At 59.8% G+C, this 14,977-nt stretch carries 13 protein-coding genes and 1 pseudogene; 13 read left to right on the top strand and 1 reads right to left on the bottom strand.

Annotation, left to right across the window (positions count from 1 at the left end; translation table 11 throughout):
* Window positions 1–167 precede the first annotated feature (167 nt).
* The 4 genes and pseudogenes from groES (at window position 168) to TP2_RS04045 (ending at window position 2,975) form a co-directional block, all read left to right on the top strand.
* Window positions 168–479, top strand: coding sequence for a co-chaperone GroES (gene groES, locus TP2_RS04060; protein ID WP_038073842.1), 312 nt, complete (start codon window positions 168–170; stop codon window positions 477–479).
* Window positions 480–509: 30 nt separating this feature from the next.
* Complete coding sequence (groL, locus tag TP2_RS04055; RefSeq protein WP_038073839.1) at window positions 510–2,141, top strand: chaperonin GroEL; 1,632 nt, start codon at window positions 510–512, stop codon at window positions 2,139–2,141.
* A gap of 295 nt (window positions 2,142–2,436) precedes the next feature.
* Window positions 2,437–2,646: pseudogene (locus TP2_RS18970) on the top strand (ATP-binding cassette domain-containing protein); the annotation flags it as partial.
* On the top strand, window positions 2,646–2,975 hold the full coding sequence (locus TP2_RS04045) for a hypothetical protein (RefSeq protein ID WP_038073828.1): 330 nt from the start codon (window positions 2,646–2,648) through the stop codon (window positions 2,973–2,975). The pseudogene TP2_RS18970 and the gene TP2_RS04045, both read left to right, overlap by 1 nt.
* A 99-nt stretch (window positions 2,976–3,074) precedes the next feature.
* On the opposite strand, the gene TP2_RS04040 is transcribed toward TP2_RS04045, so the two are convergent.
* Window positions 3,075–4,142, bottom strand: coding sequence for a hypothetical protein (locus TP2_RS04040; RefSeq protein WP_038073826.1), 1,068 nt, complete (start codon window positions 4,140–4,142; stop codon window positions 3,075–3,077).
* Window positions 4,143–4,368: 226 nt separating this feature from the next.
* Here TP2_RS04040 and TP2_RS04035 point away from each other — a divergent pair, with 226 nt between their 5' ends.
* The 9 genes from TP2_RS04035 (at window position 4,369) to TP2_RS04000 (ending at window position 14,946) form a co-directional block, all read left to right on the top strand.
* The gene (locus TP2_RS04035; RefSeq protein ID WP_038073824.1) at window positions 4,369–5,250 is read left to right on the top strand and encodes a recombinase family protein; all 882 of its coding nucleotides are present in this window, start codon (window positions 4,369–4,371) and stop codon (window positions 5,248–5,250) included.
* A 366-nt stretch (window positions 5,251–5,616) separates the two neighbouring features.
* The gene (gene repA, locus TP2_RS04030) at window positions 5,617–6,816 is read left to right on the top strand and encodes a plasmid partitioning protein RepA (protein WP_028288490.1); all 1,200 of its coding nucleotides are present in this window, start codon (window positions 5,617–5,619) and stop codon (window positions 6,814–6,816) included.
* The gene (gene repB, locus TP2_RS04025) at window positions 6,816–7,784 is read left to right on the top strand and encodes a plasmid partitioning protein RepB (protein WP_235935567.1); all 969 of its coding nucleotides are present in this window, start codon (window positions 6,816–6,818) and stop codon (window positions 7,782–7,784) included. The genes repA and repB overlap by 1 nt, the downstream gene beginning before the upstream one ends.
* Window positions 7,785–7,994: 210 nt before the next feature.
* A complete protein-coding gene (repC, locus tag TP2_RS04020) occupies window positions 7,995–9,080 on the top strand; it encodes a plasmid replication protein RepC (protein ID WP_240473705.1) in 1,086 nt (361 codons plus the stop codon).
* A 106-nt stretch (window positions 9,081–9,186) separates the two neighbouring features.
* Window positions 9,187–11,355: a ParB/RepB/Spo0J family partition protein gene (locus TP2_RS04015; RefSeq protein WP_038073817.1), complete on the top strand. Its 2,169-nt coding sequence runs from the start codon at window positions 9,187–9,189 to the stop codon at window positions 11,353–11,355.
* Window positions 11,356–11,454: 99 nt separating this feature from the next.
* The gene (locus TP2_RS04010; RefSeq protein WP_038073814.1) at window positions 11,455–11,928 is read left to right on the top strand and encodes a hypothetical protein; all 474 of its coding nucleotides are present in this window, start codon (window positions 11,455–11,457) and stop codon (window positions 11,926–11,928) included.
* Between the two features lie 388 nt (window positions 11,929–12,316).
* A complete protein-coding gene (locus TP2_RS18600; RefSeq protein ID WP_010138195.1) occupies window positions 12,317–12,481 on the top strand; it encodes a hypothetical protein in 165 nt (54 codons plus the stop codon).
* 254 nt (window positions 12,482–12,735) lie between these two features.
* On the top strand, window positions 12,736–13,788 hold the full coding sequence (locus TP2_RS04005; protein WP_038073811.1) for a hypothetical protein: 1,053 nt from the start codon (window positions 12,736–12,738) through the stop codon (window positions 13,786–13,788).
* A 753-nt stretch (window positions 13,789–14,541) separates the two neighbouring features.
* Window positions 14,542–14,946, top strand: a complete 405-nt coding sequence (locus tag TP2_RS04000; RefSeq protein WP_008335991.1) for a single-stranded DNA-binding protein — start codon at window positions 14,542–14,544, stop codon at window positions 14,944–14,946.
* Window positions 14,947–14,977: the final 31 nt, after the last annotated feature.

Raw genomic sequence — 14,977 nt, 5'->3', positions numbered from 1 at the left:
CAAAAACCTGATTTTCTGATGAAGTGTGGCAAAGCTTTGATTTATAATCATAAAAAAATTCATCGGCGGTCTTGAAGTCGACGGACCATTTGCCGAAATACGCGTCGTTGGCGCTCGGTCGATGTGAGTGCCAAAAGCAAGGACACTCTAACGGAGGAGCTGTGTGCATGACATTTAAGCCTCTGCATGACCGCGTTCTGGTGCGCCGCGTTGACAGCGACGAGAAGACCAAGGGCGGTCTGATCATCCCCGACACTGCCAAGGAAAAACCGAGCCGCGGTGAGGTCATCGCCGTTGGCCCCGGTGCGCGTGACGAAAACGGCAAGCACATCGAACTGGCGGTGAAAGCAGGCGACCACATCCTGTTCGGCAAGTGGTCGGGGACCGAGATCACCCTCGATGGCGAGGAGCTGCTCATCATGAAGGAGAGCGACATCCTCGGGATCATCGAAGACAAAGAAATCGCCAAAGCTGCATAAGCCCACAGAAGACACAGGAGTCATACAAAGATGTCTGCAAAGGACGTCAAATTCGATACCGCTGCACGCTCCCGGATGCTGCGCGGCGTGAACATTCTGGCCGACGCGGTCAAGGTCACTCTTGGCCCCAAGGGCCGCAACGTCGTGATCGACAAGAGCTTCGGCGCGCCCCGCATCACCAAGGACGGCGTTTCGGTCGCCAAGGAAATCGAACTGGAAGACAAGTTCGAGAACATGGGTGCGCAGATGGTCAAGGAAGTAGCCAGCCGCACCAACGATCAGGCTGGTGACGGTACCACAACTTCGACCGTTCTGACCCAGGCCATCGTGAACGAGGGCATGAAAGCCGTCGCCGCCGGCATGAACCCGATGGACATCAAGCGCGGTATCGATCTGGCAACATCGAAGGTGGTCGAGGCCATCAAGGCTGCGGCCCGCGACGTCAAGGACAGCGACGAGGTTGCGCAGGTCGGCACCATCTCGGCCAACGGCGAAGCAGAGATCGGCCGTCAGATCGCCGACGCGATGCAGAAGGTCGGCAATGACGGTGTCATCACCGTCGAGGAGAACAAGGGCCTCGAGACCGACACCGAAGTCGTCGAAGGCATGCAGTTCGACCGCGGTTACCTGTCGCCCTACTTCGTCACCAACCCGGAGAAGATGGCCGCTGAACTCGAAAATCCGTTCATCCTTCTCCATGAAAAGAAGCTGTCGTCGCTCCAGCCGCTCGTCCCGCTGCTTGAACAGGTCATCCAGTCCGGCAAGCCGCTTCTGGTCATTGCCGAGGATGTGGAAGGCGAAGCGCTCGCGACCCTCGTCGTGAACAAGCTGCGTGGCGGCCTGAAGATCGCGGCCGTGAAGGCTCCGGGCTTCGGCGATCGCCGCAAGGCCATGTTGCAGGACATCGCGATCCTGACCGGCGGCCAGGTGATTTCGGACGATCTGGGCATGAAACTCGAGAATGTCACCATCGACATGCTCGGGACCGCCAAGAAAGTCACCATCACGAAGGACGCAACCACGATCATCGACGGTGCGGGCGACAAGGCCGAGATCGAGGCCCGCGTCAAGCAGATCCGCACGCAGATCGAGGAAACCACCAGCGACTACGATCGCGAGAAGCTGCAAGAGCGCGTTGCCAAGCTTGCCGGTGGTGTGGCCGTCATCCGTGTCGGCGGCATGACCGAGGTCGAGGTGAAGGAGCGCAAGGACCGCGTCGAAGACGCGCTCAACGCAACCCGCGCGGCCGTTCAGGAAGGCATCGTCGTGGGTGGCGGCGTGGCCCTTGTGCAGGCTGCCAATGCTCTTGACGACCTGCAGGGCGCGAACTCCGACCAGAACGCCGGTATCGCCATCGTGCGCAAGGCTCTGGAAGCGCCGCTGCGCCAGATCGCCGAAAACGCCGGGGTCGACGGATCGGTGGTGGCCGGCAAGGTGCGCGAGTCGACCGACACCTCCTTCGGCTTCAACGCGCAAACCGAAGAATATGGCGACATGTTCAAGTTCGGTGTGATCGACCCGGCCAAGGTGGTGCGTACCGCTCTGGAGGATGCAGCCTCCGTTGCCGGCCTTCTGATCACCACCGAAGCCATGGTGGCGGACAAACCGGCCAAGAATGAGGCCGCATCGCCTGCCATGTCCGGCATGGACGACTTCATGTAAGACCGTCCGGCTTTCATCCGGGCGCCCACCAAAACAGAGTGCCGCGGGCCTGTGCCCGCGGCACATCAGGCGAGCGTCCGGCAGAGGCGGCCCAGACACCACAGGAACACCTCCAAGGTTCGGTCTGATCTCAACCGCTGGCGCGGCCTTTCGTCGGGCGCGCCAGCCCGAACTGGAGGCAATCTCAATGACGACGCTTGTCGACGCCCGCGGGCTGAAAAAGCGCTTCGGGGACATGACTGCAGTTGACGATGTATCCCTGTCGGTCTCTCGGGGATAGCTTGTCGGGTTTCTCGGTTCGAACGGTGCGGGCAAATCCACCACGATGAAGATGATCACCGGGTTTCTTGAACCCGACGCTGGGACCGGTCGGATCGGCGGTCATGATGTCTGGCGCGACCCTGCGGCAGCAAAGGCGCGGCTTAACACCTCCGGCGTGGCGATGAAGACGCGACGTGGCTTGGCCCGCCAAGCTCGCGCGCCGGATGGTTCGACACGCGCCTGATGGAGGTGGAGGCCGTCGAACGCACTTGCGTGACGCTCACCACGGAAGATGGCAGCGTGATCGGCATGTCCGGCGCAGACGGCACCCTGAGCATCGATCCGCTGCTGATGAGCGGCCGTGCTCCCGCAGAGAACAAGTTGAATCGGGTCGTCCGGCTCTTTGAGACGCTTTATTTTGCCGATGTCCGCGCGGGCACGGCGGACAGCAATTCTGCTGTCTCCGAGGAACTCGCCCCGACAACAGCCGGGTTTGAGTTTTCTATGCCGTCATCCGATGCCGAAGTGTTCGGCTGGACGTTGGATGACCTGACGGAGGAAACCGCCAGCTGACCGGAAAGCCGCAGCCAAAGGATCCGGCTGCGGCTGTTTCGTGCTCACACGGCGCCTAGCCACGTAGTCAATCGCCTTCGGTCATCACTGGACACCCCGTCAGACGGCCGTCTTCCACATGCGATATCGCCCCTGCCCCGTTACCTCGCAGATCAAGCCGCTTGCCTCCATCCACGCCAGATTGCGTTGAACGGCAGCGCGACTGGCGCCGGTCAACGCCTCAGCCATTGGAGCGGAAACCATGGGCCACTGACAAAATGCCGTTCGCAAGGCGACCGGCGTGCGGCCAGACAAGTGCGCCATGACGTTTTCTGCCCGACCCGTCCAAGTTTCGACATCGTCAAGTGTTCGCATCGCCTTCAGAATTGCGCTGTTCATCCCATCCAGCCAGCGGGCCAAACGTTCGGGCGGCAAGCCCGAAACACGCAGCCCCCCTGCCCCGCCCATGGCGAGCGGTGCAAAGATGGCGCCGCTTCCGTCGCTGGCCGCGATCCTGGACGCGGTGACGGCGGCTTCGATCTGGTCGCCGTGCTGTCCGAGGCCAGCCAGGCTCCAGAGATGAAAGCCCATGCAAGCACGCGTGATCGGGTGGAGATCGGCTGCGGCTGCCATTACGTCCAGCCATCCGCCCGCGCGATCTTCGAAACATTCAGCGCTGCCTTCAATGTTCTCGGGATCGCGGCGATCCAGGAAGGCGGCCAAGTCAGCCTTCGGTCCGGGACCGCCTGTCAGGCGCCGAACAGCCCATCCTACTCTTGCCAGGGCATTTGGGTCATCCTGTGCACCTGACAGCCGCATCGATATCCAAAGCGCCAGACGATCAGAACTCACCCGATCCCCCGCGAACCAGCTAAGGTCCGCTGCCTCGATAAGAGCGAGGCGATGCCGCCAGCCTTCCGGGCCACGCAGCAGCCGGTCATCCAGAGCACCCAGGCGTCCAGCGACCCGTGCCAGTCGCGCAGCGTGAACGCCCTCTGCCTTTGCCCAGTCTTCGATGACAGCAGTGTCGGGCGGTTCCGCCCGTGGCCCGGGAGGCAAATCATCCGGTTCTTCTTCGAGTGGTCCCGGCAGAAACCAGAGATCCTCTTCGTGAGCGGCTTCATCCTCCTCGATGGTAATGAGGGGGTCATTGAAATCATCAGTCAAAACAGATGCTTGGGTCTTCATATGTGCAAAATACTGTTCTTTTGCACATTACCCAAGTGATTTTGTGGCGGGTGCCTTCGCTCTTTATATAGTATGCGCGCGCAACGGCCGGTGAAACCTCTCAGATCGCGCTCAGCGCAAGGAAACCAAGGGATTTTGGACGAGCACGACGAGAGAGCACCTACTTGCATTCGTTTGCAAACGGTCGTTTATTAGCGATATATTAAATTGCAAACGGCCCGGTTTCATGCCCCTGATTGGCTATGCGCGCGTCTCCACCGAGGATCAGACCCCCCTGCCCCAGTCTGAGGCACTGCAGTCTGCGGGATGCGCCGAGATCTTTGAAGAGCACGCCTCGGGCGGCAATCGCGCGCGGCCCGTGCTTGCACGTGTGCTGGAGCGGATTGGTAAGGGCGACACGCTGGTCGTCGTGCGGATCGACCGGCTTGCGCGGTCTTTGTCGCACCTACTTGAGGTGATCGAAAAACTGGAGGGCAAGGGGGCGTTCTTCCGCTCGCTCCAGGACCCGATTGACACTGCCTCGCCCCAGGGCAAGTTCACGTTGCAGGTTCTGGGCGCTGCGGCTGAGTTCGAACGCGCTCTGATCCGCGAGCGTACCAAAGCCGGACTTGCCTCGGCACGCTCAAAGGGCCGCGTCGGCGGCAACCCAGGTCTTCGCGCCAAGGACCCTGAAGCGCTGCGCAAGGTGCGGCTGGCGCGACAGGACGGCTACATGGAGCGCTTGAACGAAACTGCGCAGGATTGGGTGCCCCATGTGCGCCGTTTGCGCCCCGATATGGCTTGGGAAGACGTCCTGCGGATCATCAATGGCCCCCTGCCCCATGATCGGCGCTGGACGCAAAGCCGCCTGCTCCGCGCCGTGAAGGCATACGTGGCGGACGGATTCCTGCCCGCTGAAGTGCTTGGACGCGCTGGACGTCGCGAAACCGACGATCGCCTGCCTGCGATTGTCGCCGCAATCAAAGGTGCTGACCCCGAGATCACCTTGCAGGCAATCTGCGACCGACTCGAATCCATGCGTGAGCGCACCCCTCGCGGTCGAACCAGCTGGCAGCCTTCCTCAGTCAGAATGCTGCTGGAGCGTGCAGAGCGCCTCGGCCTTTTGTAGGCGCTAATGGTCGGCAAACCACCCTGTTCGCTCGGCCCAATTCTTCCAGAATCATCGCCTCAATTGGACGAAAACCACGTAAATATCCAACAATGCCTTGGGGTTAGTTCGCGCGAGCAGAAAATATCTCGAAGGGTGTCAGCTTCGCCAGACACGGTTTTTATCGTTGGTAATCAATGCGTTATCTAGCGTAAGCCCCGCGCGACCAAATTGGTGCTGTGGATAACTTTTCCACTACATCTAGATTCTTCTTGCCGGACTCAGATGTTCGTGGCATCTCCATTCTGACGGCAAAACGCGTCAGACGTGGCTTCGACCGTCAGAACGACAAAGAGCCTCAGCAAAGGCCATGAGAGGCGGCAGAACATGGATGATCGAAATACGGGCTACGCGCAAGGCATAGGCTCTTCCGACATCGGAGCATTTGCAGACAGTCTTGCTGAGTCGCTTGACCGGCAGATGAAAGTTGCGTTCGAGCCAGAAGAACGCAAGTCCTTGCGCCGCTTCAGCTCGACCGAGGTCGCCGAGTTGCTGCGCGTTAGTACGTCGAACCTGCGCAACCGCCACAAAGATGGCAGCTTCCCAGAAGTTCACACTGACGGTCGCGGTCATAGGTTCTACACGGCCGAAGAAGTCGACGACCTCCGCAACATTTTGGCGCGGACAGGCAAAAATGCTGACGCGTACAGACCTGGCCGCCGAGACGGTGACCGTCTTCAGGTCATTTCGGTCGTGAATTTCAAAGGCGGCAGCTCGAAGACAACAGCGACAATCCATTTGGCACACAGGTATGCCCTGCGTGGCTACCGCGTGCTTGTGCTGGACCTCGACCCGCAGGCCAGTTTGACGACATTTTTCGGCTTCCGGCCTGAGCTCGAATTCGCCGAAGGCGGCACAATCTACGACGCATTGAGATACGATGATCAGGTTCCGCTCTCGGAGGTCATCCAGAAAACATACTTCCACAAGCTCGACATGGTCCCGGCTGGCTTGATGTTGTCCGAGTACGAAACCGAGACAGCGAATGCCCTTGCGCGCAGGGTTCAGCCGATTTTTGCAGAGCGTCTTGCTCTGGCGCTAGAGGAAGTCGACTCAGACTATGACATCGTGCTGATCGATTGCCCTCCGCAGTTGGGCTTCCTGACATTGACAGCATTGGCAGCGTCCACGGGCTTACTTGTGACGGTCGTCCCCGGCATGCTCGACATCGCTTCGATGAGCCAGTTCCTCAAACTCGCTTCGGAAACGGTCAAAGCCGTCGAAGAGGCGATTGGACGACATGTCACTTGGGACTTCGTAAAGTTCCTGATCACACGCTACGAGCCGTCGGACGGACCACAAACGCAAATGGCCGGGTACCTACGTTCAATCCTTGCGGGCCAAGTCATGACTGAACCGATGCTGAAGTCGACAGCCATTTCTGACGCCGGCATGACTCAGCAAACCATCTATGAGGTAGACCCGAGCCAGCTCATTCGGAAGACCATTGATCGGGCTTTGACCAGCGTGAACAGCGTTGCCGATGAGCTGGAGCAGACAATCCAAATGGCATGGGGGCGCCGCTGATGGCTCGAAATATCTTCAACCAGCCACCGAAAGACGAGAAAGAGTCGGCAGCCCCCTCCCCTGCCCCGGTCAAATCCTCGAAGCTACCTGGCTCGGTTGGCGGATTGCGGGACTCTCTCCGGGAAATCACTGCCAACTCAATCCGAGATATCGAACCCGACCGGATCGATATGGATGGCCTCCGGGATCGCCTGATCCTGGAAGATAGTAGCATTGAAGATCTCGCCGAAAGCATTCGCAAGCATGGTCAGCAAGTGCCGATCATGGTTCGCCCCTCTGACCAACCGGATCGATACCGCATCATCTACGGGCGTCGCAGACTTGCAGCCATTCGAAGAGTTGGTGGAACCGTCAAAGCGATCGTTCGAACGCTCGATGATGATGCTTCTCTGATCGCGCAAGGTCAGGAAAACAACCTGCGGCTGGATCCGTCCTTCATTGAAAAATCTATTTTTATCAAAGAGATGCAGGAGGCCGGTTACAAGCCTGGCGTCATTCAGGACGCCCTAGGCCTCACCCGGCAAGGTGTGTCGAACCATCGTGTAGTCATCGAGCAGCTGCCTGACGAACTTGTCCGGCTTATCGGCCCGGCTCATGGCGTAGGTCGACGCCAATGGGGTGATCTTGCTGCACTTTCAGAGAAGGTTCCGCTTGTCGACATTGCGCGTGAGACACTTGCCTCTCTGCCTGACACCACTCCAAGCTCGGACAAGTTTCAAGCCGTCTATGTTGCTTGCTCCAGCAAGGCGCGTGGCGCAGCCGACCAAAGCGCCCGTGGCCAAACGACCGTGGTAAAGGACAATAGTGGTAGCCCTGTCGGCACACTTTCAGTCGATGGCAAGTCGATCGCTATCAAGATCACCCGCAAAGACAACCCGGAATTCGGCCAATGGCTCGAAGAGCGCGCGGAAACCACGCTGCGACAGCTTTTTGAACAATGGCAGAATGAGAGAGGCTCGGGGAGCTGATCCCCGGTCATAACCAAAAACACGAGCAGAGGAGAAAGGCGAAGACCAAAAAGAAAAGAGCCCCCCAAGGTTTCCCCCGGAGAGCCCTCATCATCTGATTAGCACCTGTGATGTAGCAATCTCCGACATACCGGTCAAGAGTCACCGATTCGGTGGACGTCTTTTTGTTGCCTTTTCTCGCCAAAAACAGCGGGAAGAGCCGGGGAAGTTGTGGGCCGCAACGGTCGTCGTTCAACAAACATGGCATTCACAAAGCTTTCCGTTCAGACCTTTGGCGTCGGCAAGGGCACCCCCGCCACGTCAACACCTGAAACCGACATCTGGGCAGTCTTCCGCGCGCTCAGAGATACTCGCAGCCTGTTCGGTCTCCGTCCAGGACATGTTCAAACGCTCCAAGCGATGCTGAGCTTTCTCAAGCCTGGGCATGGAGACATAGTCTTCGCTTCCAACAACGAAATCTGCCGTCGAGTTGGCGGGATCGATGAACGAACCCTCCGTAGGCACATCGATCGCTTTGTTGAACTCGGTTTCATGAAGCGCCACGACAGCCCAAATCGCAAGAGATACCGAGTGAAGTCCTCCGAAGGTCAGTCCATTAGCTATGGGTTGTCGCTGGCTCCGTTGCTCGCGCGTGCCGGCGAACTACTTGCGACAGCCCAAGCGATGGAAAACGCTCGTCGGGATCGCGTGTTTCTGCGAAAGCAAATCCTAACCAAACTTGCTCAGATCGACGAAGCTGACCCCGAGAACGAACTCACTCATCAGGTACGCCGAGTTCTTCGGAGGAAGCTCTCGATCGCGGAGTATCGTACTTTGCTCGGCGAACTGGAGGCTCAATGCAAACAGATGTCCACCGCGGTGGACGCACCAGAAACAATGAAACTGCCCGCCAATGACGGGCAAACTGTCCGCCACCATTCTAAGTCTAAAAAAGAACAAAAAGATTTAGAAAGCGGAACCAACAGCCAAACACCTCCCCTGCAAACGCTCACAACCGTTTGTGACCAGGCTACATCGTTCGCAACGAACTCACTTAGCAACTGGCACGATGTCGAAAGCCACGCGAGAACGCTCGCTCCAATGATGGGAATCCACGAAAGCACCTTCGAAAAGGCTGCTAAGAAGATAGGCTCTCAAAAAGCATCATGCGCCATCTTCATAATTCTCCAGATGAGCAATCGCATCCGAGACTTTGGAGCGTATTTCCACAGCATCACGCTCGGTCGCAGAGAAACTGACTTCAACCCATCACTGTTGTTGGAGAGGCTTTCTCGTTCTGGGGCAGCAACTGCGTGATGTCCACCGCGGTGGACATGTCGAGAGGTAGAGATGGGCTGTGAAAGGGGTGACGGGAAGTGAGATCGGGAGAGTGGCTTCCGGCGCCCGTCGCGGAGAAGATCTGATGGCGAAATCTGCCCAGAAAGTCACCCTGTCCCCGTCCCGGGACATTCCCTTCGACACGCTCGTGCTGAGCCAGTCCAACGTCCGGCGCATCAGGGCCGGCATCTCGGTCGAGGAACTGGCCGAAGACATCGCCCGCCGCGGGTTGCTGCAGAGCCTGAGCGTTCGGCCCGTTCTGGCGGATGACGGATCCGAGACCGGCAAGTTCGAAATCCCCGCTGGCGGCCGGCGCTTCCAAGCACTCTCGCTCCTGGTGAAGCAGAAACGCTTGGCCAAGACGACGCCCATTCCCTGCATTGTTCGGGATGCCACTTCCACGATCCTCGCCGAAGACGACTCGCTCGCTGAGAACATGCAGCGCGCTGCCTTGCATCCGCTCGATCAGTTCCGCGCCTTCGTGGCGCTGCGGGAGAAGGGACAGGGCGATGAAGAGATCGCGGCCGCTTTCTTCGTCACGCCGCAGGTGGTCAAACAGCGCCTGAAACTCGCCTCCGTGGCCCCTGCCCTGCTCGAGCTTTACGCCGAGGACGAGATGACGCTGGAGCAGCTGATGGCCTTCACGGTCAATCCGGATCACGAGCGTCAGGTTCAGGTCTGGGAGGCGATCAAGTCGTCGTGGAACAAGGAGCCGTATCAGATCCGGCGGATGCTGACGGAAACCTCTGTTCGCGCCTCTGACCGTCGGGCCGTCTTTGTCGGCGTCGATGCCTATGAGGCTGCTGGCGGCACCATGTTGCATGACCTCTTCCAGGGCGATGACGGCGGTTGGCTGGAAGACTCTGCCCTACTCGATCGTCTGGTTCGCGAAAAGCTTCAGGCTGAAGCCGAAGCGATCGCGACCGAAGGTTGGAAATGGATCGAGGTCTCGCTCGACCTGCCCTATGGCTACAGCCACGGTTTGCGGCGGCTTAGCGGAGACCCGGCGCCGATGACGGATGACGAAGGCGCGGCCCATGCCAAGCTGCTTGCCGAATACCGAGCGCTCGAAGAGGAATACGGGGGCCAGGATGAATTCCCCGAAGAGATCGACGCGCGTCTTGGCGAGTTGGAAGTCGCGATGGAGAAGCTCGAGGCCCGGCCGCTGATTTTCGACGCGGAGGAGATCGCGCGGGCAGGGGCTTTCGTGACGCTTGATCGCTATGGCGAGCTTGCCGTTTATCGGGGCTTTGTGCGACCCGAGGATGAGTCTCGGGAAGATGCCGACGTCCACAGCGGTGAACAGGCGGCAGACGGGCAGGTCGCTAAGCTTTCATCTGCGAGCAGGACGGATGGTGTCGGCCACGGCACGGTGATCACCTCTGCTGGTCAAGCGCTTGGCGCGAACATGCCCGACGACGAGGACGATGGTGCGTTGAAGCCCTTGCCCGAGCGGTTGGTCATGGAGCTGACGGCGCACCGGACATTGGCACTGCGCGAAGCTGTCGGGCGTTCTCCCGACGTCGCGTTGACGCTGCTGCTCCTGAAGCTCGTCAATGACACCTTCCAGACGTCCAGTTCGGCCAGCAGCTGCCTCGAGGCTTCGGTGCGTCACGTCTACATGTCCGCGCAGGCGAGCGATCTGAAGGACAGCGTGGTGGCCAAGCTGGTGGACGACCGCCACGCGGGGTGGGAGGCCGACTTGCCGCTCGGCAACGATGCCGCGCTCTGGGACTACCTGACCTCCCTTGATCAAGGGAGCCGGCTGTCGCTACTCGCGCATTGCCTCAGCTTCGGGATCAACGCGCTCCATGAGAAGGTGAACCCTTATGGTGCCGGTATCTCCGCCAGCGGTTTGACCAGGCGGATGACCCAGTCGGACTTGGTCGCACAGGCGGTCGAACTCGACATGGTCGAGGCGGGTTGGCAGCCGACGGCCGATACCTACCTGAACCGCGTGCCCAAGGCCCGGATCCTCGAGGCCGTGCGCGAGGCGAAAGGTGAAGGGACGGCGCAACTCCTCGATCACCTGAAGAAGGGCGAGATGGCGACCGAAGCCGAGCGCCTCTTGAAGGGTAGTGGCTGGTTGCCGGAGGTTCTTCGTCGTCATGATCCGGCGGCACTCGACGGTGCGGAAGGGCGGGGGGCGCCTGAGCCCGTTTCCGACGCCGGCCAGACCGAGGATGTCGACCTTCCCGCCTTCCTCACCGCTGACCTGCCGGGTGATGATGCATCGATGATGGCTGCGGAGTGATCCGCGCCATCCGAGGGCGGGGAAACCCGCCCTCAATCACATAAAATACAATAATATCAATACGATGAATGCAATTTTGTGCATTCGGGAAGAGGAATCATGTCTGCAATCACCATTCTCGACACCGCGCCCCTGGGGGCGCTCATTCGCTACACCGACAACAGTCCGAAACCACCTGCGCGGTTCACGAAGAAGCTCGCGGCCTGGGAACGCTCGAACGGCATCGGCCGTCTCGTCAAGAAGGAGCCGCCGCGACCCTATCCGACCTGGATCGCACCGGCTTCGTTCACGCTGCACGAGGGGAACTTCTCCTCGGACGGGGTCATTCTCGTCACCATCATGCGGACCCATTCGGCGGATAGCGCCTTGACCTTCGAGGTCGCTGAGGAACCACAGCCTGGGCAGGTGCGTGTTCTGCTGGATTTCGGCGGTTGCACGGAGCTGCTCCACCTGGCCGAGTCTGTCACGGCTGCCGAACTCTGGATCGCCAAAGAAGGCTATCGCAACGCGCGGCTGGAGATCGTCGGCAGCGAGGACGGCGATAGGGCAGGGGGCGCGGAGCTTGCCGCCTGAGCCCATGTAGAACCCAAGGGGCCCGCCAAAGCGCGGGCCTCTCACCCATCACGACCCTTTCCCGCGAAATCGCGGGGCACCATAGAATCCAATCCAACACGGAAAGACGTATTCCTTGAAAAGCCTGCCCAGGAGGCTGGCACCGATGGCATCAGCGGGACACCCGGCTCCAGTCAGCGGTCGCACCATCCCCCGCTCGCCATTCCCTTCCTTGCCCCGAATCCCGTCTTCGAGATCAACCCGCGAGGGGTCGGACTACGGGCGAGCCCGTGCCGCCGGGTGGATTCGGACGAGCCGAACGCACCCGGTGATGTCAGCCAGTCTTCGGGCCTGCGGGGTCCTGTCGCGCGGGGGATGGTCCTCCGCCTCCAAGACAGGAGCCAAACAGATGTCCCGCAAAGATGCTCACGCCTTCGCCGCCTCTCTCGCCGCCACGCTCATGGTCTCGATCGTCGTCTTCCAGGCAGGCGATGGAACCTATGGCGCCGTCCCCGCCGATGAAATCGACGGAGACGAGGTTCAGGTGGTGGGTGAGATCGACCCGTGGGCGTGAAGCCAACGGGGTCGAAGACGGCTCGGGTTCGGAGCAAGGCTCCGATCCGGGCCTTTCGCCTGTCCACCGTTCCGGCCGACCGGCAAAATGAGCCGACGATGGTCGACATGCCTTTGCATTAAGAAAACAAGCTCGAGCGTCAGCCAATCTGACTTTGCCCAGACATCAGCGGTCAATTGCAGTGCAATGAATGCAGCTTGAACATCGTCAGGGTTCGTCGGAAACTGCGTCGTATTTGGTTCAGGTTACGTCGCATGCTCTACAAATCATTGATTTCCTTATACGGTTCATCGCTTGCGGGTAAATCGGCTCCTGCTGACGACTTAGTTTGGCACCTTACGCCGTCCGAGGATCTGAGGCTTTTTCGCGAGTATGCGCTCGATGCCCTGCAGCAGGCGAAAGTGTACCTGCTCGACCATATGGCTGCAGCCTATGGCGATACGCTTCATGACGCAGTCGCCAAGCAGGCTTCGGAAACCGGTCTTCCCGCAATGGCCATTCTGGGTGAGGTAAAGCTCCCCGCCGACGTTGTTTGGGTCGAATTTGATGATCGAGAGCTGGGTGTCGCGCGCTTTGAACGGGCTTCACCTGTAACGAGACATGACGACAAACCCATAGGCACTGGTCTACGCGGCTATCTCATCGATGATCGAAACAAGGGTCACTTGCGCATCACGATGTTCCATCGCCGCGAGAATTCGCGGGTCGTCGACCCAATCTGCGCTTTGCTTGTGAAGCGAACTCCGACAGGCGAATTGAACTACGACAACGTCGAAGTCGAATTGAGCCGTTCCATGGTCGATTTTCGTGTGCGGAGCGGTGATACGAAGGAAATGATCAACGGTCGGCGCACGGTGCACCAAGTTGAAACAGGTTACGATCTTTTCATCCCCTACGCGCTCTTTGCGATGCTGGTTTCCCCGGACTTGGGTGGCATCATTCCCACGGAAAACGAGACGTTCACAGCCAAGGATGCCAAGACCGCTCGAAAATTCGGGAAGTCCTGGATTCTAGGTGCGCAGAAATCCCATCTTACAATCCGCATTGGTCCGCAGGCCGCGGCTCACATGCAGGAGCGGCAGGCTCGCCTTGAGTTCGAGCGTCAGGTCCAGGACAGGCGAAGCGGCCCTGTTCGCCATTGGGTGAGCGAACATGAGCGGCGCTATCGCAGCGGTAAAGTTGTGTTGGTGAAGGGGCACCACAGAGGGCAATTGCCTGCGCCTAATCTGCCAACGCGTGTGATGGGGCCAAAACCCGAGGCAACGATTTTCGAGTTGGACGCAGGTGATCCGTCCGACCCAGACTGAACCCGGAGTTTTCCGCGCGGTCATGTCGTCGGCCGTCAATCTATTGCCGCCACATCGACGAACCCCCGTAGTTTTCGGCCGTGATCTGACTAGGTCGGCGCCAAGAGCTCAGGGTGCCGGAAACCCTGAGATGCCGGCGCACAAGCGGTTTCAATTCTCCCCGATCAGTTCGGCCAGGAAGTGGTCCATCCCGTGGCGATGGCTTCCGCCTTGGTGCAACCTTTCGCCATCTGCCAATCCTAGATCGTGGAGATTGACCTGGCGACGTTCTTCCGCATTTTCTGCAGAGCGTTGGGCGACAATGTCCCGAGATCGAAATCAGCCGTTGGTGCGGTTCGTGTCCTGAATATTCCAGTATCGATAGCCTGTCGCGGCAAGGCCCTGCATTCCCCTGCAGGGAAGGGCAGGGGGGCGAGAGCCGGTGATCGACACTTGCGCCGCTGGTGGGGTGCTGGGCTTTGGGTCAAACAGTCCGATTGGCAAGGGGGCATGGTCTGGCATGGGCTCCCCGTATCTCTCTGTCTCCTGGGCCATCCCTTCGACGGACAATCCCCTAATCCCGTTCGGTCTCCTGCGCGCAACCCCGCGTCAGTCCGGGCCGTGTTGGCCGCCTTTGGCGTCCTGCCCGCTCCACCCCGGTCCTCTGGGGGTGTCCGGTGTCCATGCTGTCCACCGTGCACGCGTCACCCGACGGGCTTTTTCAGGGTTTTGTCGAAGGGACGGTCCCGAAGACAGGACACACAGGAGCTTATCATGCAGAACATCGTCATCCTCGCCGGCAACATCGGTCAGACCCCCGAAGTCCGCACCACCCAGAGCGGCACCAAGATCACCAACTTCAGCCTCGCCACCTCGCGCCCCCGCCTCTCGGAAGGCCGTGTGATGCGCGACGAGAACGGCTACCGGGTCATGGACACCGAATGGCACCGCATCACCTGCTTCAACGGTCTCGGCAAGACGGTCGCTGAGCATTGCGAAAAGGGCATGAAGGTCCTCGTCCACGGCCGCATCCACTACACCAAGTGGATCGACAGCATGGGGAACGACCGCTACGGCTGCGAAATCATCGCCGAGAAGGTCGACTTCCTGAGCCGCCCGAAGTCGGCCGAGAACGAAAACCCCGAGCTGGTCGACCGCGACGATGAGATCCCGTTCTGAGGAACGGGGTCTCCCCCTCGGGCCCGGCGGG

Source organism: Thioclava pacifica DSM 10166 (assembly GCF_000714535.1).
Lineage (GTDB): Bacteria > Pseudomonadota > Alphaproteobacteria > Rhodobacterales > Rhodobacteraceae > Thioclava > Thioclava pacifica.
This window is presented reverse-complemented; position numbering and strand designations above follow the sequence as displayed.

Excerpts from the sequence above, each read along its gene's own strand:
- groES (WP_038073842.1), top strand. The coding sequence starts at position 168 with ATGACATTTAAGCCTCTGCATGACCGCGTTCTGGTGCGCCGCGTTGAC.
- groL (WP_038073839.1), top strand. The coding sequence starts at position 510 with ATGTCTGCAAAGGACGTCAAATTCGATACCGCTGCACGCTCCCGGATG.
- TP2_RS04045 (WP_038073828.1), top strand. The coding sequence starts at position 2,646 with ATGGAGGTGGAGGCCGTCGAACGCACTTGCGTGACGCTCACCACGGAA.
- TP2_RS04040 (WP_038073826.1), bottom strand. The coding sequence starts at position 4,142 with ATGAAGACCCAAGCATCTGTTTTGACTGATGATTTCAATGACCCCCTC.
- TP2_RS04035 (WP_038073824.1), top strand. The coding sequence starts at position 4,369 with ATGCCCCTGATTGGCTATGCGCGCGTCTCCACCGAGGATCAGACCCCC.
- repA (WP_028288490.1), top strand. The coding sequence starts at position 5,617 with ATGGATGATCGAAATACGGGCTACGCGCAAGGCATAGGCTCTTCCGAC.
- repB (WP_235935567.1), top strand. The coding sequence starts at position 6,816 with ATGGCTCGAAATATCTTCAACCAGCCACCGAAAGACGAGAAAGAGTCG.
- TP2_RS04015 (WP_038073817.1), top strand. The coding sequence starts at position 9,187 with ATGGCGAAATCTGCCCAGAAAGTCACCCTGTCCCCGTCCCGGGACATT.
- TP2_RS04010 (WP_038073814.1), top strand. The coding sequence starts at position 11,455 with ATGTCTGCAATCACCATTCTCGACACCGCGCCCCTGGGGGCGCTCATT.
- TP2_RS18600 (WP_010138195.1), top strand. The coding sequence starts at position 12,317 with ATGTCCCGCAAAGATGCTCACGCCTTCGCCGCCTCTCTCGCCGCCACG.
- TP2_RS04005 (WP_038073811.1), top strand. The coding sequence starts at position 12,736 with ATGCTCTACAAATCATTGATTTCCTTATACGGTTCATCGCTTGCGGGT.
- TP2_RS04000 (WP_008335991.1), top strand. The coding sequence starts at position 14,542 with ATGCAGAACATCGTCATCCTCGCCGGCAACATCGGTCAGACCCCCGAA.